Here is a 22380-nt window from a genome sequence, read left to right as displayed (position 1 = left end):
GTTAATGTCACGGGCCGATAACGTCGGGGAACAGGAGTGTGGAACAGCGTGATGACGAGGCGGACCAGGAATCGGACGGCGGCACTGCTCGCGGTGGCGGCGGGCAGCGTGTGGCTGACGGGCTGCGGATCGGCGCCCGACGAGGCCGAGCAGACCGCTGCGAAGTGGGACACCGTCGACCCGTGCACGCTCGCGCAGGACGACGACCTCGCGCCGCTGCTCACCCAGGGCCTCACCGACGGCGAGCCCGTGCAGGGCGCCGGGCGCACCGAGTGCACGTGGGGAAACCTCGAACAGCTCAACGTCGTGACGGTCTCGCTCGCGTCCGCACCCGGCGACGACGCCGACACGCTGCGCACCGTCACCGTCGCCGGCAGGACCGGCTCCGTCCTCGCCGAGAGCAAGTACCAGTGCATCGTCGAGTTCGACAGCGAGGACGACGGCACGCTCGCGATCGAGGCGAAGTTCGGCCTCGACGCCGTCGCGACGCCGGATTCGTCGTGCGATCGCGTCGAACCGCTCGCCGAGCAGTCGCTCTCCCGGCTCGCCTGGAACGCCTGACCCGTCACGCACGGGCCGATCGGGACCGTCACCAGCCCGTTTGGCGTAGCGGCCTGCGGCTTCGGTATGCTCCGACGCGGAGGATTCGCCTAGTGGCCTATGGCGCTCGCCTGGAACGCGGGTTGGGTTAACGCCCTCAGGGGTTCAAATCCCCTATCCTCCGCCACAAGAACGCCCGCGACCTGAATCAGGTCGCGGGCGTTCGTCGTTCCCCGGCTCTATCGTCGAGGGATGAGCTGGTACCGCCCGACCGCTCCTGCACCGAAAGTGCGCGGCGCCCTCGTGTGCACGTGGACGGCTGCCGTGTCCGGGACACACCTCCTCGTTCCGGATGCGTGCGTGGACGTGCTGTGGATCCGCGGCGTCGGGATGCGGGTGTGCGGACCGGAGACCGCCGCGTGGACGTTCCGGTTGCCGCCCGGCACCGAGGCAGTGGGTGTGCGCTTCCGTCCCGGCGCCGCCCCGGCAGCGCTGGCGTGTTCGGCTGCCGAGATGCAGAACATCCGTATCGGACTCGACGACGTACTCGGTGCCGCGCCTGCCCGCGCACTGACCGATCGCATCGAGAACGCCGCCACCGACGCGCAGCGGATCGGCCACTTCGAGGCCGCGATCCGCGCGTGGTGCGAGGACCGGCCGATCGATCCCTGGGCCGCGCCGCTGACTCGCGCCCTCGGCACGCCCGGGCAGTCGATCCGCGCGCTCGCCGACGACGTCCACGTCTCCGAACGCGCGCTGCAACGGCGCTGCCACCACCTGTTCGGGTACGGACCCACGACGCTGCGCTCACTCCTGCGGCTGCAACGGTTCATGGCGCTCGCGCGGGCCGACTCGCAGGCGCGGCTCGCGGATCTCGCCCACCGCGCGGGCTACGCCGATCAGGCGCACCTGTCGCGGGAGAGCCGGCGCATCGCCGCGATGACGCCTACCGACCTGCTCGCGAGCGAGGCCCCCGACTGGCACGGCGGGCTACCGCTTCTGGACGTCGGATTCGTTCAAGAACCACGCCCGCGCATCCCGCAATACTCGACTCGGCGACAACTGCCAACCGATGACGCGACGGGAGAACACATCGATCACGAATGCCCGCATCGACCCATCCGGCGAACGTAGGTACAGAAATCGTAATGTAGGCAACCTACAGTTGGTCAGGCGCTGATGCTGTGAATCCACGTTTGACGAGGTCAGTGGGCCTGCCTTGTCCGCTGCGGCGATCATGGTCGCGTGTTCTTCGTCCTTCCGATACCGCGCAGCCCTCCGGCGCGCATCAAGCGTTCGACGGTGCCCCGGGCCACACGAATACCTTGCCTGTTCAGCTCCGCATGGACTTTGCGGGCACCCTAGACGGCGTAGTTTTCGGCGTGGACCCGGTGGATCCGTCCGGTCAGTTCCCTATCGCGGACGGCTCGTGACGATAGTGCGCGGGCCTTGGCGGCGTGGCAAGTCCACGGGGCGATCTACCCACCGGCCTGGCTCAGGACCCGGCAGATCGGCTCGACCCCGTAGTCGGCTTTGTGGGCGTCGGTGTAATCGACGATCACTTGAGTTTGTGGTCGAGTTCCGCTGCCGGAAATACGCCGAGGCCGTTTTCAGGATCTCGTCGGCACGCCGCAATTCTCGGTTATCACGTTCGAGTTCGGCAATGCGATTCGCCTCGTCAGTGGTGCTGCCCAGACGGACACCACCGTCGATCTCGACCTGCCGAACCCGCGTGCGCAGGGTGTCGTGAAGGGTGCCCAACCGATCGGCGATCCGCGATCGCTCCTGCTTTCGATCCTGGATCGCGGCATGCCTCGACTGCCAGTCGCGTCGCTCGTTCCTTCAGCTCCTCCGGGTACTTCCTCGGCGCTCCCACGGATCCCATCCTTCCGTGCGATGAGACCCTCCAACAGGCCCGGTACGCGACACAGCCAGGCCACAATCGCCCGGTGCCACACCGCAGACGTCGATGTCTAACGCACTACACAAAACTTATCGACGCGGTCACGCATTCCTCAACCCCCGATGCAATCGCCACCATCGATTTCCGAATGGATAGCAATGACCAGCCATGGAGGAAGCATGATCTCGATCGTCGCCGTGGCGATTTCAGACCGATCATAAACGACCCTCGTCCATATCCATCCATTAGACAACACACGCACTTCATCGACCATAAGATCCGACGTCAACAAATCGAGCGCCGGAACGCGCCTCCCATCACTGCCAATGAAAAAACGTCCCCTCAGTCGATCATGCGCATCGTTCGAAAGCAGAATGGTATTGAGAGCTGATTGTGAACCGGATCCTTCCGATCCCCGCCCAATGACATCCTCGACTATCCTCACAAGGTTATCCCTCTCGCAGTGTCGCGATATAGCGTTAAACATTTACTGTAGGCAACTTTTGAAGGGGCCGGTCATTTTGAGAGCGACCCCGGGGTCGATACCTGAGCTACCGATGAATTGCAGGTCATCAATGCCGCCAATGAGACGAGTGCAGCAGCACCACACAGGCCGCCCCAACCAAAAAACGACCACAACGGGCCTGCTACAGCGGACCCGATGGCGCCAGCCAGCAGATTCACCGTCATATAGGCAGTCGTCCCACGGCTACGCATTGTCGGCAACGCGCGTGAAACGAGAGACTGACTGGTGACGTGCTGAGCCTGCATACCGGCGTCGAATGCGACAATCCCAGACAGAATCAAGATGATGCCGACGACCCCACCACCCAGGCCACCCGCCAGCATCCCGACAGCCCCCGCCACCATGAACATCCATGAGCTCCTGGTTACTCCCAACGCCCACCCGCGGTCGACCGCGGTCCCGGCCCCGCGCGCAGCTGCCGCACCTGCGAGGCCAGCAATCCCGAATAGACCGATAGTGGCCGGAGAGAAATTAAACGGCGCCGCGCTCAATCCATAAGTAAGTCCGGTCCAGATTATACTGAATGCGCAAAAACTCAATGAGCCAAGGACCATTCGGCGATGCAGCAGTCCCGAACCACGAATAATTGTTGGAACGGATTGAATCAGTTGACGATACGTGGCCGATTCAGCCATCTGAGGCGCGGGCGGAAGCATGAAGTGTACGCCGACGAGGACCACAAGCATCAATACTCCACCGAGTAGTAGCATCCGTCTCCATCCGATCAGTCCAGCAACGAATCCCGCCACAGAACGCGAAGCAAGTATTCCGACGAGCATGCCAGACATTACGTAACCCGTTGTCTGACCGCCCCGTCCATCCAAAGCCATATCCGCTGCAAGAGGGATTGCGATCATCCCCATCACCCCCGCCGCACCCAAAATCGCCAATGCTGCACACAGCATCGCAAGGTTGACCGAGAGCGCCGCCACCACCAAGGCGCCGCCAGCAATGGAGATTAGAACCTTCAGTAGTTGACGCCGATCGAATCGGTCCCCCAAAGGAGCAACGAACAGTAAACCCAGGCAATTACCGATTTGTGTCGCAGTAACTGTTACGCCAATTGTCGCTGTTGAGACCCGCATATCTACGGCGATTGAAACGAGTAGAGGTTGGATGTAATACAGGCTTGCAGCCCCGATGCCGCATACAAGGGCAAGTATGGAAATAGCGTGGCCCTGGGTGGTCATTGCATCGCCAATTCGCTGAATCGAGAGCGTCCTTCTCACACGAATGAGCATCCCCGAGACGAGTTCGGGATCGGTAGCCTTCTTATCCATGGGCTTCACAGGACCACCCTTGAGCAGGGCATCTCTGCCACAATGGGGCACATGAGATCGCGCGAGCGCCGGGCGGTCGGAGATTTCCTGCGTCGACGTCGCGAGGAGCTCCGTCCCGAAGACGTGGGAATGCCAAGCGTTGGTCGCCGCCGTGTCGCTGGTCTGCGGCGAGAGGAAGTCGCGGCCCTGTCAGGGGTAAGCCTCGACTACTACCAAAGAATAGAGCAAGGCCGCGCCTCACCGTCGCTAGAGATCATGAGGATGCTCTGTGACGCACTGCACTTGAACGAGATTTGCCGAGACTACCTTATGACTCTCGCCGCAGATCGCGGTCCCGACTCTGCCGACGTACCGCATGCGGACGACGTGCATCCCATCGTCGGACATTTGCTTGCGAACATGGGCCATCTGCCGGCGTATGTAGTCAACTGGCGGCGGGACGTGATCGCGTGGAACAACCTCGGCGCCGCACTAATCCTCGATTTCAGCAACCTCCAACCGCACGACCGAAATCTGGCGTTGATCTACGTACGGGACCCGAGAATGCGAACTCTATATGCCGAATGGGAAGCCGGTGGGCGGACGTTAGCCGGTCAACTGCGCGCGGCTCAAGCAGCGCATCCTCGGGACGCTAGACTTGAATACCTCATCAGTGAACTCCGGAGCACATCTTCCGACTTCGAGCGGTGGTGGGAGAACCACGAAGTGGCGGCAAAGAGCAACGGGACAAAACGATTGCGCCACGATATAGTCGGCCAGATCGACCTTGACTATCAGACATTCACTATAAATGGAGCGCCAGACCAGGAACTGTTCGTCTATGTCCCTCGTCGCGGATCACGCGAGGAAGAGGCATTGATGATTCTCGGGGCCTGGGACCCAGGTGCGACCCTGCCCGATTCTCGGAATCCGCGCGATACACCCTGCGTTGATGTTACATCCGACCGGCCATCCGCCAGGAATTTCCCAACGGAGCCTGGATACCAGGTGCGATGATACATGCATGCTCCCAATCACACCAAAAATCCTGAATCGTCAACCAATTAAACAATGACGCCTACCGACCTGCTCGCGAGCGAGGCCCCCGACTGGCACGGCGGGCTACCGCTTCTGGACGTCGGATTCGTTCAAGAACCACCGCCGCGCATCCCGCAATACTCGACCGCATGACCACGACGATCACTCCCGCAGAGCGCTACCGCTCCGCCGCGCACACCCTCACCGACCGCATCACCGCCGTCCCCGACGACGCGTGGACCGCCCCCTCGCCGTGCGAGGGCTGGACGGTCCGTGACGTCGTCGCGCATCTCGTCGAGACCGAACGCGACATCGTTCGCCACGTGGATCTCGAGCTGCCGCACGACCCCGACCCGGCGACCGATCCCGTCGGCGCATGGCTCGCGACGCGCAACGCGATGCAGGCGATCCTCGACGATCCGGAACTCGGATCCCGGGAATACGACGGCCATTTCGGGCGAACGAACCTCGCCGCGACGATCGAGACGTTCTACTGCTTCGACCTCCTCGTCCACGGCTGGGACATCGCACGCGGCGCGGGGATCGACGACCGCATCGAGACGAGCGACCTCGAATGGCTCGACTCGCTCCGGCCAGTCATGGGCGAGGCGATCCGCTACGACGGCGTATGCGGTCCCGAGGTACCCGTCGCCGCGGACGCCGATCTGCAGACACGCGTCCTCGCCTACCTCGGCAGGCGCAGCTGAGACGTGCCGACGACCGAGCCCGTGTCCCTCCCACCTACCGAGCTCGCGAAAGATCAAGCAGCCGACGCTCTTCGCGGCGGAACGATGTGCCCAGCGGCACGCAGGGCGACGAACAAGCCGATCAGAGCCAGTCCTGCGGCTCGACTGCCCCGAGCGTCGAGCCTGTTCGAACACACCCGCTCCAGCTCACTGTGCGGAATCGGACGAGATTGCGACACCGGTTCCTCCGAACGTACGACCGTGACGTTCAGTTCCTCGGCCGACACCGGACTGACGACCGAGCCGCAGACCACTCCCCGAGTTCCGACGCTGTCGACCGGGGCCGAGACGGTGACGAACAGCGCCCACCCGGTCATCAGCAGCGCCATGACTGCAACCACTGCGCAGCAGAATCCGAACACCAGGGCACAGCGATTGCGACGGCGTCGCGTCCACCAGAGAGTTGCGAGCCCTAGCCCGGTGCCGAAATACGCCACCCAGGCCCACCATCCGAACAACCCGAGCACTGCGTACGCGAACAAGAGCGTCACGATCCAGAACACCGCAGTCAGCCACACGGTAGGTGATCTCATGATCTGCCGGTTTGTGAGCGCCACCGAATCATCCTGCCTGACTCGCACCGACAACCAGCGGCGATTCGATACCCGGTGAGTCTCGACTACGTGTCGAGCTCCACGACGTCGTATCCGAATGCGGCAGCGACGTTCTCGTTGTACAGACCGCCCTCGTGCGTCATCAGGCCTTCGCGTAGCCCCGGCACGGTGTCGACGGCCTCGCGCCAGCCTCGATCGGCGAGGGCGATCACGTACGGGAGCGTGACGTTCGTCAGTGCGTGCGTCGACGTGTTGGGCACGGCGCCCGGCATGTTGGCGACGCAGTAGAAGATGGACTCGTGCACGACGTACGTGGGGTCCGCGTGCGTCGTGGGGCGCGAATCCTCGAAGCAGCCGCCCTGATCGATCGCGATGTCGACGAGGACCGAGCCGGGCTTCATCCGGGCGACGAGCGAATTGGACACCAGCCGAGGCGCTTTCGCTCCGGGAACGAGCACGGCGCCGATGACGAGGTCGGCGGCCACCACTTCGCGTTCGATCTCGAACGGCGTCGAGACGACGGTGTGCACCGCTCCCGCGTACCGCACGTCGATCTCGCGCAACTTGTCGATCGAGAGATCGAGCACGGTGACGTCGGCGCCCATCCCGAAGGCGATCGCGACCGCGTGCGAACCCGAGACGCCCGCACCGATGACGACGACCTTCGCCGGCCGCACGCCCGGGACACCGCCCATGAGAACGCCGCGGCCGCCGCTCTGCTTCATGAGCTGATCCGCGCCGGCCTGCGGCGCGAGCCGTCCCGCGACCTCGCTCATCGGCGCGAGCAGCGGCAGCGTGCCGTCGGCGGCCGTCACAGTCTCGTAGGCGACGGCCGTCGTGCCGGACTCGAGGAGCGCGTCGGTGCACGGCTGCGACGCCGCGAGATGCAGATACGTGAAGAGCACCTGCCCGCGGCGCAGGAGCGCGTACTCGGGCTCGACGGGTTCCTTGACCTTGAGCAGTAGATCGGCGGACGCCCACACCTCGGCGGCGCTGTCGAGGATCTGCGCACCGGCGGCCTCGTACTCGTCGTCGGGAAAGGACGAGCCGAGGCCCGCGCCGGATTCGACGACGACCTCGTGGCCGCGTTCGACGAGTGCGTGCGCGCCGCCGGGGCTGAGCGCGACGCGGTACTCGTTGTTCTTGATCTCGCGGGGGATTCCGATTCTCATGCGATCGACTCCGGATGCCGTCGGTGGATGCGGTGGTGGTCCGATGTCGAGGTTGTCACGAACGCGGGGAGATTTCCCGGTTGGACGGCCGACCGGTCCCGAGGTCCGCTGCCGCGCCACGAGAGCGAAGTCGACGGGTTTCATCCACAGGTCTACGGCTATCCCCAACTGGGAAAATGGGTCTTGTGTCGAACGGGTGTACGAACTAGGTTAGTCGCATGGGGTCGGGGGATTCACACACAGCACACGGCACGTGGGCCGTACACGGGGAGCCGTGGCAGCTCGGTGACGCCGCACTGTCCGCCGCGGTGCTGGATGTGTCGCGGCAGATCCAGGTGTTGCAGGCCCGGCGGATCACGCTGATGGGTGAGCTCGCCGACCGTGGCCTCGCGACCGCAGCGGGCTACCGGGATGCGGGGTCGTGGCTCGCGGCCCACTCGATGCTCGAGATCGGTGAGGCACGCGACGTCACAGCGCTGGGAACGAGCCTACGGACGCAGCCCGAGATCGCTGCCGCCGTCGCCGAACAGCGCATCTCGCCGCGACACGCAAGCATGCTGTGCGGATTCTTCGACACGCCGCCGTCGCTGCTCGCAGCACTGGCCGACACCGACCCGGACGAGCACGCGGCAGTGATCGCCGCATGCCGCGACGCGCTGCTGGCGGCCGCAGTGCCGGGCCCGGAGACCGCGACGAAGTCGGTACGCACCGCGATCGAGACGCTGCGGGTGCGCCTCGACATCGACACCGACGGCCCGACCACTCGCGAACGCGACGACCTCAACACGCTCACCGTCTCGAACACCCTGAACGGCAGGGTCGTGCTGCACGGCGACCTCGACGCCCTGTCCGGTGAGATTCTGTCGACGGCTCTGTCGAAGCTGTCGGCACCTCGGCCCGCAGCGGACGGGACCCGTGATCCCCGCTCCGCCGGGCAACGCCGCGCGGACGGACTCATCGAGATCTGCCGACGCCACCTCGACACCGGCGACAACGGACACGAAGCCGCCGAGAAACCCCACGTCACCGTCCTCATCCACCAGCGCGACCTGAAAGCACAGCCGCAAGGCCGTGACGAACGGGTGAGCGCGTCCGTCACCGCCCTACTCGACGGCATCGGTCTGCCCTGGATGCCGTGGGGCGGAACCCTCACACCCGAGACCGCACGGGCCGTCGCATGCGACGCACACGTGACACCGATCGTGATCGACGACCACGGCGTCCCACTGAACATGGGCCGCACCACCCGCCTGGTCACCCCCGCACAACGCCGCGCGTTGACTGTCCGGGATCGTGGCTGCGCCTTCCCGACCTGCACAGCCCCCGTGAGCTGGTGCGAAGCACACCACATCACGCACTGGGCCGACGGCGGACCCACCGACCTCGACAACACAGTGTTGTTGTGCGGCAAGCACCATCGCCACATCCACCACAGCAACTGGACGATCATCCCGACACCACGAGGGCGACCCCGCTTCGAACCACCGGGCGTCGAACCACCAGGTCCACCGCCACCGATCGTCGCGTGACCGGTGGCGGCGTGACGCTCGGCGTCCGTCCTCGCTGTCGTCGTGCAAATATCTGAGCGATCAACTACCTTGTGGATCACCGACACGACGAGGAGATCGCCATGACACCGGCCGTACGGACAGCACTCGTCGTCGGCGGCGGGATCGCGGGCGCATCGGCTGCGATCGCACTGACCAGCAAGGGCATTCGCACCATGCTCGTCGAACGCAGCGATCCCTGGACGGCAACGAGCTCGGGAATCTTCGTGTACTCCAACGGCCTCGACGCCCTCGGCGCGCTGGGAGTCCTCCCCCACGTGCTCGAGTCCGGATTCACGATCGACGACGGGTGCAACGTCTACACCGACCACACCGGCGCGCACATCGTCGACACCGTCTACCCCTCGGGCGGAACCGACGGACGCCAGGTACCGCCCATCGTGGGCATCCGGCGATCGGAGCTGCATCGCGCACTGGCCGAGCGCACGTACGCGCTCGACGTCGATGTGCGGCTGGGCACGACGGTGATCACCGTCGACCCCGAATCCGGACGGGCCGACTTCGGCGACGGCACATCCGGCGCGTTCGATCTCGTCGTCGCGGCGGACGGAATCCGTTCGCAGTTACGCGGCCTCGTGTGCGGTGACATCTCCCCGCGCTACACCGGCCTCGGTGTCTGGCGCAGTATCCACCAGCGTCCGGCCGAGCTTCGCGCCAAGACGATGATGATGGGGCCCGGCAAGCGGCTGGGCATCATGCCGATCTCGGACGACGAGCTGTACCTGTTCGGGACGGTCGCCGAGCCCGCCGACGTCCACTACGAGAACGACGCGCTCCCTGGTCTCATGCGCGAGCGCTTCGCCGAGTTCGACGGCCCCGCCCGCACGTTCCTGGACGAGCTCGGCCCGCAGTCGTCCGTGCTGTTCACCCGCGTCGAAGAAGTACTCGCGCCGTTGCCCTGGTCCCGCGGCCGCCTGGTTCTCATCGGCGACGCGGCGCACGCGTCGACTCCGTTTCTCGGCCAGGGCGGAGCAATGGCAGTGACGGATGCCGTCGTTCTCGCGGACGTCCTCGGCGGAGCCGCCTCGGTCGCCACGGCGCTCGACTCCTTCGCGGCGCTGCGACATCCCGCATGCCGGTTCGTCCAGGACGAGTCCCGAGCCGTCGGCGAACGCGGCGCGCGGGAGACCGCACACGACGGCGTTGCGCTCCGGGACGCGATGCGACGGAACGCGCAGGCCGACGTCGACCGCTTCTATCGCGAGCTCGCCGAGCGGAGCCCGCTCCCCGCGGCATGACCGGCGACGGACCGCTCACCAGCACTGGAGGGGTCGACGACCCTAGATCTGTACGCACGTCCATACACATATAAGGTCTTCGCATGACAACGCGCCGGTACTCGTCGACGAACCCTGAACTGCTCGCGCAGGCAGTGTTCGACGTCGCCGCCGACGCGGGACTCGACAACGCGAGCGTGCGCGAGGTCGCCAAGCGTGCGGGCGTGTCGATCGGCGCTGTTCAGCACCATTTCTCGACCAAGGACGAGATGCTCGTCTTCACCCTGCGGGCGGCCTCGGCACGGCTCGTCGAGCGCGTCACCGACGTCGCGTCCATCGCCGCGGGCGGCCCGCACGACGTCCTCGTCGCGATGCTCTCGGAGATGCTCCCGCTGGACGAGCGCCGGTCGAAGGAAGCGCACGTGCGTGCCGCGTTCGCGGTCCGCGCCGTCTCGGTCCCCGGGCTCGCCGACATCCGCTCGCGCGGCATGTTCGCGATCCGCTCGGCCGTCGCGGCCGTCCTGCTCGACGCGGGCGCACCCGATGCCGAGATCCGCGCCGGGGGGCTCGTCGCGTCCGCCGAGGGCTTCGCCGCGAGCGCGCTCGCCGACCGGCAGTCGTATCCCACCGCCTACCTGCAACGCTCGATCGCGCAGTTCGTCGACCTCGCGCTGCGTGATCGCGTGGAGGTGGGCGACGCGGTCGAGCTCGCGAGCTGACCGTGACGACCGGTGCGGGGCGGTTCGCCCCCAGCCCGTCGGGCGACCTGCACATCGGAAACCTGCGGACGGCGCTGCTCGCGTGGCTGTTCGCCCGCTCCACCGGGCGCAGCTTCCTGCTGCGCATCGAGGATCTCGACCGCGTCCGTCCCGGCGCCGAGGAACGGCAGCTGCGTGACCTCGCCGCGCTCGGCCTGGGGTTCGACGGTGAGTCGGTCCGGCAGTCGAAGCGGCGCGCACGCTACGACGCCGTCGTCGACGCGCTGGGCGAGCGCGGTGCGACGTACGAGTGCTTCTGCACGCGGCGCGAGATCCTCGAAGCAGCGTCCGCGCCTCACTCCCCGCCGGGCGCCTACCCCGGAACCTGCCGCGATCTCACCTCGCGTGAACGCGACGAACGACGTGTGAGCGGGCGCTCCCCCGCGATCCGGCTGCGGGCGGACGTCACCGAGTACACGGTGACCGACCTCCTGCACGGATCCTGGACCGGGGCCGTCGACGATCTCGTGCTGCGACGGGGAGACGGCATCCCCGCCTACAACCTCGCGGTCGTCGTCGACGACGGCGACGCGGGCATCGACCAGGTGGTGCGCGGCGACGACCTGCTCGCCTCCGCGCCGCGGCAGGCGTACCTCGCGAGCCTGCTCGGCATCGACGAGCCCGTCTACGCGCACGTGCCGCTCGTACTGAACACCGAGGGAAAGCGGCTCGCGAAGCGCGACGGGGCCGTCACCCTCGCCGACCGGGAGGCCCTCGGCGAGACGCCGCGCGACGTTCTCGCGATGCTCGCGCGCTCACTACGGCTCGCAGGCGACGGCGAACATCCCGGCACCGCCGACCTGCTCGCGCGGTTCGACCCGTCCGCGCTCCCCCGCGAGCCGTGGATCGTGGATATGTCTGCCTGATCACGGCTCACGGGAAAATGTTCCGTGGCGTACCACTTCGGACATAGTCTCGGGTACGACCTGCGCCACACGACGTGTCAGCGAAGGAGCGAGATGTCCACAGGAGGCTTCGATCCGAACGAGCCGGAGAAGTCCGGCCGCCAGTCCGGTGCGGGTGACCAGCCGCCGGGGGGCTACCCGCCGCCACCCCAGGATCCGCCCGGTGGCTATCCCCCACCGCCGCAGGGCGGCGGATACGCGCCGCCACCGGGAAACGCTCCCCCACCCGGCGGCTACCCACCTCCCGGGAACTATCCGCCTCCTGGGAACTATCCGCCCCAGGGCGATTACCCTCCGCAAGGCGACTACCCGCCCGGCAGCTATCCGCCGCCGCCACCGATGGGTGAATACGGCGGCGGCCCGTCCGGCCCGATGGGCCGGCCCGAGCTCTCCGTCGGCGCCGCGATCTCGTACGGATGGAAGAAGTTCGCCGACAACTGGATGATCTGGGTGGGCATCCTGCTCATCGCCGCCGTCATCCAGGTGATCCTCGGCTTGATCTTCCCGTCGAACTTCGACACCGAGCGGCTCACCGGCGGTGAGGCGGCCGCGTTCTCGGTGTGGTCGCTGATCGGTTCGCTCGTCACCGCAGTCGTCGGCATCCTGATCCAGGCGGCCCTGGTGCGCGGCGCGCTCCACGAGGTCGACGGCAACAAGCCGGCCTTCGGCTCGTTCTTCCAGTTCAGCAACATCGGAGCGGTGATCCTCGCGAGCATCCTCGTCGGCGTGCTCACCACGATCGGCTTCATCCTGTTCATCATCCCGGGATTCGTGGTCATCTTCCTGACCTGGTGGACGCTGCAGTTCGTCATCGACCAGAACCAGAACGCGATCGAGGGCATCAAGTCGAGCGTGCGGGCGATCTCGCAGAACTTCGGCTTCGTCCTCGGGCTCGCGGTGCTGCTGTTCCTGATCAACCTCGTCGGCGTGATCCCGTTCGGACTCGGCCTGCTCGTCACCGTCCCGCTGACGCTCATCGCGTCGACCTACGCGTACCGCGTCATCACGGCGCGCTACGTGTCCGCCGTCGCCTGAGCCCTGCTCCCGACGCACCCCGAGGCGGCGCGAATCCCACCGGATTCGCGCCGCCTCGTCGCGTGATGCTTGGATTGCACGCGTGTCGACGCAGGGCAGCAACCAGAATCACGCGACGTTCGCGCACGTCGGGCGCAGCTACTATCCGATCTTCGTCGCGGTCTTCACGGCCGTACTGCTCATCTCGAACATCGCCGCGACCAAGGGTGTCGCGTTCTTCGAGGGCGAGGAGCTCTCGTTCGGCCCACTCCAGATCCTGCCGCTCATCACCGACGGTGGCTTCTTCCTGTTTCCGCTCGCGTACATCATCGGCGACGTCCTCAGCGAGGTCTACGGCTTCAAGGCCGCCCGCCGCGCGATCTACACGGGCTTCGCGTGCCTGATCCTCGCGGCGCTGTCGTTCTGGATGCTGCTCGCGCTCCCGCCCGCCGAGTTCTACGTGAACCAGGAATCCCTGGAGGCGGTCGTCGGCGTGTATCCGCGACTGCTGCTCGCGGGTCTCGCCGGGTACCTCGTCGGGCAGTTGCTCAACGCGGGCGTGCTCGTACTCATCAAGGAGAAGACCAAGGAGAAGCACCTGTGGGCGCGGCTCATCGGATCGACGATCGTGGGCGAGTTCTTCGACACCCTCATCTTCTGCTCGATCGCGGCAGGAGCGATCGGCATCTCGACGTGGGAGGACTTCGTCAACTACGTCATCGTCGGGTTCCTGTGGAAGACACTCGCCGAGATCGTCGTCATGCCGCTCACCTACCGCGTCATCAACTACGTCAAGAAGCACGAACCGAGCTACTCGGTTCCCGCCGGCGACTGAGGACCCGTCAGCGCCGAAGGGTGGTTCAGCGGTAGAAGCGTCCCAGCGTCTCGTCCTTGAACGCGTCGTAGTCGCCGCTGTCGATCGACCGGCGGATGTCGTCGACGAGCCGCACCGTGAACCGCTCGTTGTGGATCGTGCACAGCGTCGACGCGAGCATCTCCTTCGCCTTGAACAGGTGATGGATGTACGCGCGCGTGTAGTGACGGCACGTGTAGCAGTCGCACTCGTCGTCGATCGGCGTGAAGTCGCGGCGGAACCGGCTGGTGTTGATGTTGAACCGCCCGTCCGGGTGATAGATCGCGGCGTTGCGCGCGACGCGGGACGGGTTGACGCAGTCGAACGTGTCGATGCCGTTCTCGACGGCGACGAAGAAGTCGTCGGGCTCGCTGATACCGAGCAGGTGCCGCGGCTTGTGCTCGGGCAACTCGTCCGTGCACCACCCGACGATCGTGCCGAGATTCTGCTTCTCGAGCGCACCGCCGATGCCGTACCCGTCGAAGCCGCGGCCCGTCTCGCCGACGATGGACTCGAGCCCACGGCACGCCTGCCGTCGCAGGTCCTCGTACTGCGCGCCCTGCACGACGCCGAACAGTGCCTGATAGGGCTTGTGGGCGCGCTGCGCGGTGAGCTTCTCGTGTTCGGCGATGCACCGCACCGCCCACGCCTGCGTCCGCTCGACGGAGCGCTCCTGGTACTCGCGTGTGTTCATGAGCGTCGTGAGCTCGTCGAACGCGAAGATGATGTCGGCGCCCAGCTGATGCTGGATCCCCATCGACACCTCGGGGGTGAAGCGGTGCCGCGAGCCGTCGAGGTGCGACTTGAACGTCACGCCGTCCTCGTCGACCGTCGCGAGCCGCTCCTTGCCCTTCGCGATGACGTCGTCGGATCGCACACCGACGGCCTCCATCGCGAGGACCTTCTTGAATCCGACGCCGAGCGACATCACCTGGAAGCCGCCGCTGTCGGTGAACGTCGGGCCGTCCCAGTTCATGAACCGGCCGAGCCCGCCTGCCTCGTCGACGATGTCCGGTCCCGGCTGCAGGTACAGGTGATACGCGTTCGCGAGCAGCGACTGCGCCCCGAGATCGCGCATCGACTCGGGCAGCACCGCCTTGACGGTCGCCTTGGTGCCGACGGCGACGAACGACGGCGTCGTGATGTCGCCGTGCGGGGTGTGGATCGTGCCGGTGCGCCCGGCGCGGTCGTCGAGCCTGGTGCCGATCGTGAAGAAGGGGTCGGCTGGGGCGGGGCTGGCGGCACTGTCGGTCACCTGGGCATTTTCTCACGACGCCACATCCGGCCCACGCTTCACCTGTCCGTTTCCCCGGCGCGCGATAGCGTTGTCGGCATGAGTATCTCGGAAGTCGCCACCGTGCTGGCCTGGCAGGACGCCCTCAACGGCAACAACATCGGCACCCTGCTGGATCTCTCCACCACCGACATCGCTCTCGCCGATCGCGACGGCGCCTACCAGGGCCTCGACACGCTGCGCGATTGGGCGACCGAGGGCGGCCTGAATCTCGAGAGCGGCCGGATGTACGAGTACGACGGCATCGTCGTCGTCGAGGAGACCGAGACGTGGGGGCGCGACGAGCACCCCGCACCGGCCGCAGCGGTCGCGTTCCGTGTCGTCGACGACAAGGTCGTCTCCGTCTTCCGTCACGCGACTCTCGCGGACGCCTTCGAGGACACCGGTCTGAGCGAGAAGGATCTCTGGGAGGGCTGATCCCGCTCGCCTGCTCCGCCCGTCACCCCGCTCCGCCCGGCCCGAGGAGAGCACATGACCGGCAGTACCCCCGCCCGGCACACGCAGCGCGCCGTCGACGTCCTCGGCGAGTTCGGTGTCGACCCCCAGCAGGGCCTGCCGGCGAGCGAGGTGACCAGGCGACGCGACGAGTACGGCGAGAACCTGCTGCGTGAAGAAGCCCGCGAACCCGCGTGGCGCAAGATCGCCCGGCTGCTCGCCGACAAGATGACCCTCGTCCTCATGGTGGCCGCGGTGGTCTCGGCCGCCGTCTCTCGCGAGTGGGAGACGCCCGTCGTGATCCTCGCCGTCATCACGATCAACACCGTCCTCAACTACGTGCAGGAGACGCGCGCCGAGGAGAGCCTGCAGGCGCTGCGCGACATGTCGGTGGCGCACTCGCGGGTGCGGCGCGACGGCGCCGTCACCGAGATCGCACGGACCGAACTGGTGCCCGGCGACATCGTGCTGCTCGAAGCCGGCGACGCCGTGCCCGCCGACGGCCGCGTCGTGGAGGCAGCGCGACTGCAGGTCGCGGAGTCGGCGCTCACGGGCGAATCGCAGCCCGTCGACAAGAGCGTCGACGAACTCGACGACCCGGATCTGCCGGTCGGCGACCGTACCAACATGCTGTTCATGAACACCGAGATCACGCGTGGACGTGCCGCGATGATCGTCACCGGCACCGGCATGAACACGCAGATCGGGACGATCGCGACGCTGCTCGGCGGTGCGGGCGGCGACAAGACACCGTTGCAGCGCAGGATCGATCAGCTCGCGACGCTGCTGACGACGGTCGCGCTCGTCGTCGTCGTCATCGTGTTCGTGCTCGGCCTGCTGCGCGGCCAGTCGTGGGACGAGCTGCTGCTCACGGCCGTCTCGCTCGCCGTCGCGACCATCCCGGAGGGGCTGACGGCGGTCGTGGCGTTCACCCTCGCGATGGGTGCCTCACGGCTCGCGAAGCAAGGCGCGATCATCAAGCAGCTCTCCGCCGTCGAGACCCTGGGCAGCACGACGCAGATCGCGACCGACAAGACCGGAACCCTGACGCTCAACGAGATGACGGTCCGGCGGATGAACGTTGCGGGGCGCTCGCTGCGCGTCACCGGCGAGGGGTACTCGACGGACGGGTCGTTCCTCACCGACGACGACCGCCCGATTCCCGACGCGAAGCGCGCGTTCCTCGCGATGGCGCTGTGCAACGACGCGACGGTCGACGACGGTGCGCTCGTGGGCGATCCGACGGAGGGCGCGCTGGTCGTGCTCGCCGAGAAGGGCGGGGTGGACGTCCCCGGCGCGCGGGCGGCGAGCCCGCGCCTCGCCGAGGTGCCGTTCGACTCCGAGTACAAGTTCATGGCGACCTTCCACGCCACCCGCGCGCCCGACGGCACCGAGGGCGTGCGGTGCTACGCGAAAGGCGCGTCGGGCGTGCTGCTCTCGCGCGCGACCAGCATCCGCGACGAGTCGGGCGACCGGCCGCTGACCGACGACGATCGCGCGCGCATCGAGCGCGGCGTCGACGCCCTCGCGCGGGAGGGGTTGCGCACCCTCATGATCGCCGGACGGACGCTCGACGAACTCCCCACCGATCCCGACAGGCTCTTCGAGTCGGTCGAGAGCCTCACCGTGTACGCGATCGTGGGGATCGTCGACCCGCCGCGTCCCGAGGCGCGCGAGGCGATTCGCGTCGCGCACGGCGCGGGTATCGCGGTGCACATGATCACCGGTGACCACCTCACGACGGCGTCGGCGATCGCAGCGGATCTCGGGATCGGCGGCGACGCGGTCTCCGGCACCGATCTCGACGCCGTCGGCGACACCGAACTCGCCTCGCGGGCCGAGTCGTTCGGCGTCCTCGCACGCGTTGCCCCCGAACACAAGATCCGCTACGTCGAGGCGCTGCAGGCCGACGGGCAGATCGTCGCGATGACGGGCGACGGCGTCAACGACGCGCCCGCCCTCAAGCAGGCCGACATCGGAATCGCGATGGGTATCACCGGAACCGACATCTCCAAGGGCGCCGCGAAGATGATCCTCACCGACGACAACTTCGCGACGATCGTTGCCGCCGTCCGTGAAGGACGCGGAATCTACGCCAACATCATCAAGTTCGTGAAGTTCCAGCTCACGACGGCGTGGGGTTTCGTACTCATCTTCCTCACTGCCGGCGTCGTCGGGATCGCGGGCGGGGCGCCGTTCACGGCACTGCAGATCCTGTGGGTCAACATCATCATGGACGGCCCGCCCGCCCTCGCGCTCGGTCTCGACCCGACCGAGAAGGACACGATGCGGCAGAAGCCGCGCCCGCCCGACGAGCGACTGCTCAGCCGCAACCGCATCCTGCGGATCCTGTTCTTCGGCATCGTCATGGCGACGGGCACGATCCTCGTCATCGAGTTCGCGGACGAACTGTTCCCGGAGAGCGCCGGCGATCCGCTGTTCGCGACGACGCTCGCCTTCACGACGTTCGTCTTCTATCAGGTGTTCAATCTGCTCAACGTTCGGTCGGATCGTGGGTCGGTGTTCTCGATGCAGACCTTCACCAACCAGACGATCTGGGTCGCGCTCGTCGGCGTCGTGGCGCTGCACGTCGCCGTCGTCAATCTCGGCTTCTTCCAGAGCCTGTTCGACACGACGACCCTCACCTCCGACGAGTGGCTCTTCACGATCGCCGTCGCGTCGTCGGTGCTGTGGATCGAGGAGATCCGTAAGGCAGTGGTGCGCAAGCTGTTTCCCGTCGAGAACGTCCCGGAAGAGGCGCCCGTCGCCGGACGCCTCTGAACGTCAGCCCTCGACCTCGACCGGCGTGATGGCGACGTGGTCGACGCGGCGCCGCGTGACGTCGAGAACCTGCATCCGGTAGCCCGGGATCTCCACGGTGTCGCCGGCATCGGGGATGCGGCCGAGGCGGTCGATGACGAAACCTGCGACGGTCTCGTAGTCGCCCTCCGGCAGCTCGATTCCCGTGACGCGGAAGAACTCCTGCAGGATCAGCCCGCCCTGCACGCGGATCGTCCCGCCGCTGCGCACGATCGCGTCCTCGGGCTCGATCGCGGAGTCGTACTCGTCGTAGATCTCACCGACGATCTCCTCCACGAGATCCTCGAGCGTCACGATGCCCGCCGTACCGCCGTACTCGTCGAGGACGAGCGCGATGTGATGCTGTTCCTTGCGCAACGTGCCCAGCGTGTCGAGGACCCGGTTCGTGTCCGGCACAGCGTGGATCGGCCGCACGACGTCGCGCACCGCGGTCGCGTCGTCCCGCTCGAAGATGTCGCGGATGTGCGCGAAACCGATCACGTCGTCGACGGATTCGCCCGTGACGGGGAAACGCGAGTAGGAGAGCTCGTGGACGTAGTCGCGTGCCTTCTCGATCGTCCAGGCCGCCTCCAGGAACGTGACGTCCGGACGCGGACGCATCACCTCCCGGATGGACCGATCGCCCGCGCCGAGCACGTCGGTGAGGATCGCGCGGCTGCCCGCCGCGAGGCCGCGGGTGTCGCCGACGATCATCGCGAGCTCGTCGGCGTTCATCTCCTCCGTCTTCGCCTCGGGGTCGCCGCCGAGCAGCCGGACGACGGCGTTCGTCGACACCGACAGCAGCCAGATCACGGGCCGCATGAGGTTCGCGAACACGCCGAGGGGCGGTCCCGCGATCCGCGCGAACCCGACGGCGCGCTGCATCGCGATGCGCTTGGGGACGAGTTCGCCGAAGACGAGCGAGAGGTACGCGATGAAGAGGGTGAGCAGGATGAACGCGACGGTGTCGGCCGTCGCGTCCGGCAGTCCGAGGTCGGCGAGGAAGGGCGCGAAGTCGGGCGCGAGCGTCGAGGCACCGTACGCGGCCGAGAAGAATCCGGAGAGCGTGACGCCGATCTGCACCGCCGACAGGAAGCGGTTCGGGTTGCGAGCCAGTTCGGCGAGCTTGCGGCCGCGCGTGCCGCTCTCCTCCAGCTGTTTGATCTGCCCTTCGCGCAGCGACACCATCGCGAGCTCGGTGCCAGCGAAGACACCACCGATGAGCACGAAGAGCAGGACCAGCCCGGCATTGACCAGAGTGTCGGCGTCCATACGGGGACACTAGTGCCGCAGTGTCACCTCGTGTGCCCCGAACGCGCACGATGTGACATTGCGCCACGGGGAAGGGGTGATTCGGGCAGGTCGGGTGAGGTGGCGGCAGGCCCGGCGGTGGCAGGCGTGGTGGTGGCAGGCGTGGTGGCCAGGGCCGCGAGATCGACGACGGTGTCGGCCCAGGCCGCGACGAGGTCGTGGTCGTGGCTGATCGCGAGAACTCCCGTCCCCTGCGCGGCCTGCTCGCGCAGCACGCCGACGAGGAATGCCGTCGTCGCGGGGTCGAGCATCGAGGTCATCTCGTCGCACACGAGGTAGCGCGGCTCCTGGACGAGGGCGCGCGCCAGGCATGCGCGTTGCAGCTGCCCGTCGGACACCTGGTGCGGACGGCGCGCCAGCAGGTCGGGGGTCAGCGCGACACGCTCGGCCGCTGCGGCCACGGCCCTGCGCCGCTGCGCCCGCCGCACACCGCGCAGCAGCAGCGGCTCGCCGACGATCCGTTCCAGCGTCCAGCGCGGGTCGACGCCGCGCCGCGGCGACTGGAACAGCATCGCGATCTCGCCGCGCCGCGGTGGTCGCCCACCGATCGTGACGACGCCGCGCGCCGGTGAGTGCAGTCCGGTGAGCACCCGTGCGAGAGTCGTCTTCCCGCTTCCGGACGCCCCGGTCAGCGCCGTCGTCGCACCCGGCGGCACCACGACGCCGACGCCACGCAGCACGGGCGTGCCGTCGTAGCCCGCGTGGACGCCGTCGGCGCGCAGCTCGCCCGTCATGCGAGCACCCGCGTCCGGACCGCGCGCATCCCGGTCCACCGCAGTGCGGTCGGCCCGCCCGACTGCGTCGTCGCGGGATCGCGCAGGTGGTACACGCACTCGTCGGTCATCCCGTGCTGCGCGAGCGCGGTGAGATCCGGCGGCGAACCGGGCATCGGACGCAGCCCGTTCGCGGGCAGCGCCGCGAGCAACGCGCGGGTGTAGTCGTGCCACGGGTCGCCCAGAACTGCTGCAGCAGGCCCGGTTTCGACGATCCGGCCCGCATACATCACGGAGATCGCGTCTGCCCAGGCGTGGACGCGCGCGAGGTCGTGCGTCACGACGAGGACGGCGGCCCCGCCGCTCGCGCAGTCCACCAGCAACTCCGTCATTGCCTGCGCCGCAGCGGGATCGAGGCTCGCCGTCGGCTCGTCCGCGACGAGGACGTCGGGGTCGCCCGCGAGCGCGCACGCGACCGCGACACGCGCGCTCATCCCACCCGACAACTCGTGCGGGTACAGCTCGGCCACGTTCGGCGGCAGCCCGACTCGCGCGAGCAACCCCGCGACGGCGTGCCCGCTGCCGTGCACCTCGGCGGTCTCGGCGATCTGGCTCCCGACGGTGCGCACCGGAGTCAGATGCGTCGCCGCCGACTGCGGCACGAGGGCGACGACGCCACCGCGCGCACGGGCCGCGGCCGCGTCGTCACGCAGATCCACGACACAGCCCGTCCTGTCGGTGACGTGCACCCGTCCGTCGACCCGCGCCGATGCGGGCAGCAGGCCGAGACACGCATGGGCGAGAACCGATTTGCCGCAGCCCGATTCGCCCACCAGCGCGTGTACGCTGCCGCCCGCGACGGTCAGCGACACGTCGCTCACGGCGGGGACGTCCCCGGCATGCGTGGCGATACGGACGGACAGTCCTTCCAGGTTCAGCGACGTCACGACGGAATCCGTTCCCGTTCGAGCGGAGCCACGACGCGCCGCGCCGCGCTTCCGAGTCCCGCGACGGCGAGCGTCGTCACGACGAGGGCACCCGCGGGGAAGGCGAGCGTCCACCAGCCGCCGAGCAGGAGTGACGAGCGCGCCTCGTCGAGCAGCGTCCCGAGCGAGGGGCGGTCCGGCGGCAGGCCGAGGCCGAGGAACGACAGCGTCGATTCGTGCCAGATCGCGTGCGGCAGCAGCATCACGACGGCGACGACGGCCTGCGAACCCGCCGCGGGGACGAGGTGCAGCCGCACGATCTGCCACGGCGTCGCGCCCGCGAGCCGCGCCGCCGCCACGACCTCGCTGTCGCGCAACGCGAGCACCTCCGCCCGCGCGATCCGCGCGACCTGCGTCCAGTGGGTGAGCGCGATCGACGCGATGATCGCGAGCAGATTCCCGGGATAGAACGCGACGATCGCGATGCCGAGCAGCAGGTGTGGCAACGCGTTGACCCCGTCGACACAGCGCATGACGATCCGGTCGACCGTCCCGCCGAGCGCGGCCGACGCGACGCCGACGAGCGTTCCGATCACGGTGGACGCGAGCGCGCAGACAGCCGCGACGATCAGCGAGATCCGCAAGCCCTCGGCGGTGCGGACGAACAGATCCCGGCCCGCACCGTCGGTCCCGAACCAGTGGTCCGGGCCGGGCGCGAGCCGTGCGGACCCGAAGTCCACGGACGGGCCCGACCCACCCGAGACGAGTGGCACGAGCACCGCGTACCCGACGATCACCGCCAGGACCGCGGCGGAGACGATCAGCGTTCGGTCACGCATCGGGTTTCGG

Annotated in this window: 20 protein-coding genes, 1 tRNA gene, 1 pseudogene and 1 other annotated feature; of the genes and pseudogenes, 14 read left to right on the top strand and 8 right to left on the bottom strand. The window is 67.5% G+C overall.

Features of this window, described 5'->3' with window-relative positions; all coding sequences use genetic code 11:
* The first annotated feature begins 51 nt into the window (after nt 1–51).
* The 3 genes from RR1_RS17140 (at nt 52) to RR1_RS17130 (ending at nt 1674) form a co-directional block, all read left to right on the top strand.
* Entirely contained in the window at nt 52–561 is a 510-nt protein-coding gene (locus RR1_RS17140) for a DUF3558 family protein (RefSeq protein WP_051111072.1), read from the top strand.
* A 78-nt stretch (nt 562–639) separates the two neighbouring features.
* Nucleotides 640–727, top strand: a tRNA-Ser gene (locus RR1_RS17135).
* A 65-nt stretch (nt 728–792) separates the two neighbouring features.
* Nucleotides 793–1674 carry an AraC family transcriptional regulator gene (locus RR1_RS17130; RefSeq protein WP_051111071.1) on the top strand — a complete coding sequence of 294 codons (882 nt, stop codon included), beginning with the start codon at nt 793–795 and terminating at the stop codon, nt 1672–1674.
* A 101-nt stretch (nt 1675–1775) separates the two neighbouring features.
* Here the strand turns inward: RR1_RS17130 and RR1_RS23150 are convergent.
* A pseudogene (locus RR1_RS23150) lies at nt 1776–1889 on the bottom strand (IS3 family transposase); the annotation flags it as partial.
* Between the two features lie 120 nt (nt 1890–2009).
* Nucleotides 2010–2140: a sequence feature (AL1L pseudoknot), on the bottom strand.
* A gap of 819 nt (nt 2141–2959) precedes the next feature.
* Nucleotides 2960–4249 (bottom strand): MFS transporter, encoded by a 1290-nt coding sequence (locus tag RR1_RS17120; protein WP_081634092.1) that lies wholly within the window; start codon nt 4247–4249, stop codon nt 2960–2962.
* Nucleotides 4250–4300: 51 nt separating this feature from the next.
* Between RR1_RS17120 and RR1_RS17115 the strand changes: the two genes are divergently transcribed.
* The 3 genes from RR1_RS17115 to RR1_RS22390 all read left to right on the top strand — a co-directional run bounded on the left by RR1_RS17115 (nt 4301) and on the right by RR1_RS22390 (nt 6624).
* The gene (locus tag RR1_RS17115; protein ID WP_169847058.1) at nt 4301–5245 is read left to right on the top strand and encodes a helix-turn-helix domain-containing protein; all 945 of its coding nucleotides are present in this window, start codon (nt 4301–4303) and stop codon (nt 5243–5245) included.
* A 170-nt stretch (nt 5246–5415) separates the two neighbouring features.
* Nucleotides 5416–5973, top strand: a complete 558-nt coding sequence (locus RR1_RS17110) for a TIGR03086 family metal-binding protein (RefSeq protein ID WP_010837159.1) — start codon at nt 5416–5418, stop codon at nt 5971–5973.
* A gap of 240 nt (nt 5974–6213) precedes the next feature.
* Nucleotides 6214–6624, top strand: coding sequence for a hypothetical protein (locus tag RR1_RS22390; protein ID WP_169847057.1), 411 nt, complete (start codon nt 6214–6216; stop codon nt 6622–6624).
* Between the two features lie 7 nt (nt 6625–6631).
* On the opposite strand, the gene ald is transcribed toward RR1_RS22390, so the two are convergent.
* Nucleotides 6632–7738 carry an alanine dehydrogenase gene (gene ald, locus RR1_RS17100; protein ID WP_040772387.1) on the bottom strand — a complete coding sequence of 369 codons (1107 nt, stop codon included), beginning with the start codon at nt 7736–7738 and terminating at the stop codon, nt 6632–6634.
* A 218-nt stretch (nt 7739–7956) separates the two neighbouring features.
* Between ald and RR1_RS17095 the strand changes: the two genes are divergently transcribed.
* From RR1_RS17095 to RR1_RS17070, 6 genes are all read left to right on the top strand, one after another.
* Nucleotides 7957–9267, top strand: a complete 1311-nt coding sequence (locus RR1_RS17095; RefSeq protein WP_010837156.1) for an HNH endonuclease signature motif containing protein — start codon at nt 7957–7959, stop codon at nt 9265–9267.
* A gap of 101 nt (nt 9268–9368) precedes the next feature.
* A complete protein-coding gene (locus RR1_RS17090) occupies nt 9369–10544 on the top strand; it encodes an FAD-dependent monooxygenase (protein ID WP_040772389.1) in 1176 nt (391 codons plus the stop codon).
* 83 nt (nt 10545–10627) lie between these two features.
* Entirely contained in the window at nt 10628–11242 is a 615-nt protein-coding gene (locus tag RR1_RS17085) for a TetR/AcrR family transcriptional regulator (protein ID WP_010837154.1), read from the top strand.
* A 2-nt stretch (nt 11243–11244) separates the two neighbouring features.
* Complete coding sequence (gene gluQRS / locus RR1_RS17080) at nt 11245–12147, top strand: tRNA glutamyl-Q(34) synthetase GluQRS (protein WP_010837153.1); 903 nt, start codon at nt 11245–11247, stop codon at nt 12145–12147.
* 93 nt (nt 12148–12240) lie between these two features.
* Entirely contained in the window at nt 12241–13221 is a 981-nt protein-coding gene (locus RR1_RS17075) for a DUF2189 domain-containing protein (RefSeq protein WP_071990705.1), read from the top strand.
* A gap of 82 nt (nt 13222–13303) precedes the next feature.
* Nucleotides 13304–14035, top strand: coding sequence for a queuosine precursor transporter (locus RR1_RS17070; RefSeq protein WP_010839748.1), 732 nt, complete (start codon nt 13304–13306; stop codon nt 14033–14035).
* Between the two features lie 25 nt (nt 14036–14060).
* Here the strand turns inward: RR1_RS17070 and tgt are convergent, their stop codons facing one another.
* Nucleotides 14061–15308 carry a tRNA guanosine(34) transglycosylase Tgt gene (gene tgt / locus RR1_RS17065; RefSeq protein WP_010839749.1) on the bottom strand — a complete coding sequence of 416 codons (1248 nt, stop codon included), beginning with the start codon at nt 15306–15308 and terminating at the stop codon, nt 14061–14063.
* Between the two features lie 78 nt (nt 15309–15386).
* Between tgt and RR1_RS17060 the strand changes: the two genes are divergently transcribed.
* Together RR1_RS17060 and RR1_RS17055 are read left to right on the top strand one after the other, a co-directional pair.
* Complete coding sequence (locus RR1_RS17060) at nt 15387–15764, top strand: hypothetical protein (protein WP_010839750.1); 378 nt, start codon at nt 15387–15389, stop codon at nt 15762–15764.
* A 54-nt stretch (nt 15765–15818) separates the two neighbouring features.
* Complete coding sequence (locus RR1_RS17055; RefSeq protein WP_010839751.1) at nt 15819–18563, top strand: cation-translocating P-type ATPase; 2745 nt, start codon at nt 15819–15821, stop codon at nt 18561–18563.
* Nucleotides 18564–18566: 3 nt separating this feature from the next.
* Here the strand turns inward: RR1_RS17055 and RR1_RS17050 are convergent, their stop codons facing one another.
* From RR1_RS17050 to RR1_RS17035, 4 genes are read right to left on the bottom strand one after another with little or no spacing between them, the layout of a single operon-like run.
* On the bottom strand, nt 18567–19853 hold the full coding sequence (locus RR1_RS17050; protein ID WP_010839752.1) for a hemolysin family protein: 1287 nt from the start codon (nt 19851–19853) through the stop codon (nt 18567–18569).
* Between the two features lie 23 nt (nt 19854–19876).
* Nucleotides 19877–20626 carry an ABC transporter ATP-binding protein gene (locus RR1_RS17045; protein ID WP_010839753.1) on the bottom strand — a complete coding sequence of 250 codons (750 nt, stop codon included), beginning with the start codon at nt 20624–20626 and terminating at the stop codon, nt 19877–19879.
* Nucleotides 20623–21552: an ATP-binding cassette domain-containing protein gene (locus RR1_RS17040; protein WP_010839754.1), complete on the bottom strand. Its 930-nt coding sequence runs from the start codon at nt 21550–21552 to the stop codon at nt 20623–20625. The genes RR1_RS17045 and RR1_RS17040 overlap by 4 nt, the downstream gene beginning before the upstream one ends.
* Complete coding sequence (locus RR1_RS17035; protein WP_040774870.1) at nt 21549–22370, bottom strand: ABC transporter permease; 822 nt, start codon at nt 22368–22370, stop codon at nt 21549–21551. Before RR1_RS17035 ends, RR1_RS17040 begins: the two co-directional genes overlap by 4 nt.
* Between the last annotated feature and the right edge of the window lie 10 nt (nt 22371–22380).

The sequence above is a fragment of the Rhodococcus rhodnii NBRC 100604 genome (assembly GCF_001894925.1).
GTDB classification, from domain to species: domain Bacteria; phylum Actinomycetota; class Actinomycetes; order Mycobacteriales; family Mycobacteriaceae; genus Rhodococcus_F; species Rhodococcus_F rhodnii.
Note: the sequence above shows the minus strand (reverse complement) of the source record. Positions and strands in the feature narration are given on the sequence as shown.

Coding starts and splice junctions, on each gene's coding strand:
- RR1_RS17090 (WP_040772389.1), top strand. CDS start 9,369: ATGACACCGGCCGTACGGACAGCACTCGTCGTCGGCGGCGGGATCGCG.
- RR1_RS17045 (WP_010839753.1), bottom strand. CDS start 20,626: ATGACGGGCGAGCTGCGCGCCGACGGCGTCCACGCGGGCTACGACGGC.
- RR1_RS17050 (WP_010839752.1), bottom strand. CDS start 19,853: ATGGACGCCGACACTCTGGTCAATGCCGGGCTGGTCCTGCTCTTCGTG.
- RR1_RS17060 (WP_010839750.1), top strand. CDS start 15,387: ATGAGTATCTCGGAAGTCGCCACCGTGCTGGCCTGGCAGGACGCCCTC.
- RR1_RS17115 (WP_169847058.1), top strand. CDS start 4,301: ATGAGATCGCGCGAGCGCCGGGCGGTCGGAGATTTCCTGCGTCGACGT.
- RR1_RS17085 (WP_010837154.1), top strand. CDS start 10,628: ATGACAACGCGCCGGTACTCGTCGACGAACCCTGAACTGCTCGCGCAG.
- ald (WP_040772387.1), bottom strand. CDS start 7,738: ATGAGAATCGGAATCCCCCGCGAGATCAAGAACAACGAGTACCGCGTC.
- RR1_RS17110 (WP_010837159.1), top strand. CDS start 5,416: ATGACCACGACGATCACTCCCGCAGAGCGCTACCGCTCCGCCGCGCAC.
- RR1_RS17095 (WP_010837156.1), top strand. CDS start 7,957: ATGGGGTCGGGGGATTCACACACAGCACACGGCACGTGGGCCGTACAC.
- RR1_RS17075 (WP_071990705.1), top strand. CDS start 12,241: ATGTCCACAGGAGGCTTCGATCCGAACGAGCCGGAGAAGTCCGGCCGC.
- RR1_RS17055 (WP_010839751.1), top strand. CDS start 15,819: ATGACCGGCAGTACCCCCGCCCGGCACACGCAGCGCGCCGTCGACGTC.
- RR1_RS17035 (WP_040774870.1), bottom strand. CDS start 22,370: ATGCGTGACCGAACGCTGATCGTCTCCGCCGCGGTCCTGGCGGTGATC.
- RR1_RS17130 (WP_051111071.1), top strand. CDS start 793: ATGAGCTGGTACCGCCCGACCGCTCCTGCACCGAAAGTGCGCGGCGCC.
- RR1_RS17140 (WP_051111072.1), top strand. CDS start 52: ATGACGAGGCGGACCAGGAATCGGACGGCGGCACTGCTCGCGGTGGCG.
- RR1_RS17120 (WP_081634092.1), bottom strand. CDS start 4,249: ATGGATAAGAAGGCTACCGATCCCGAACTCGTCTCGGGGATGCTCATT.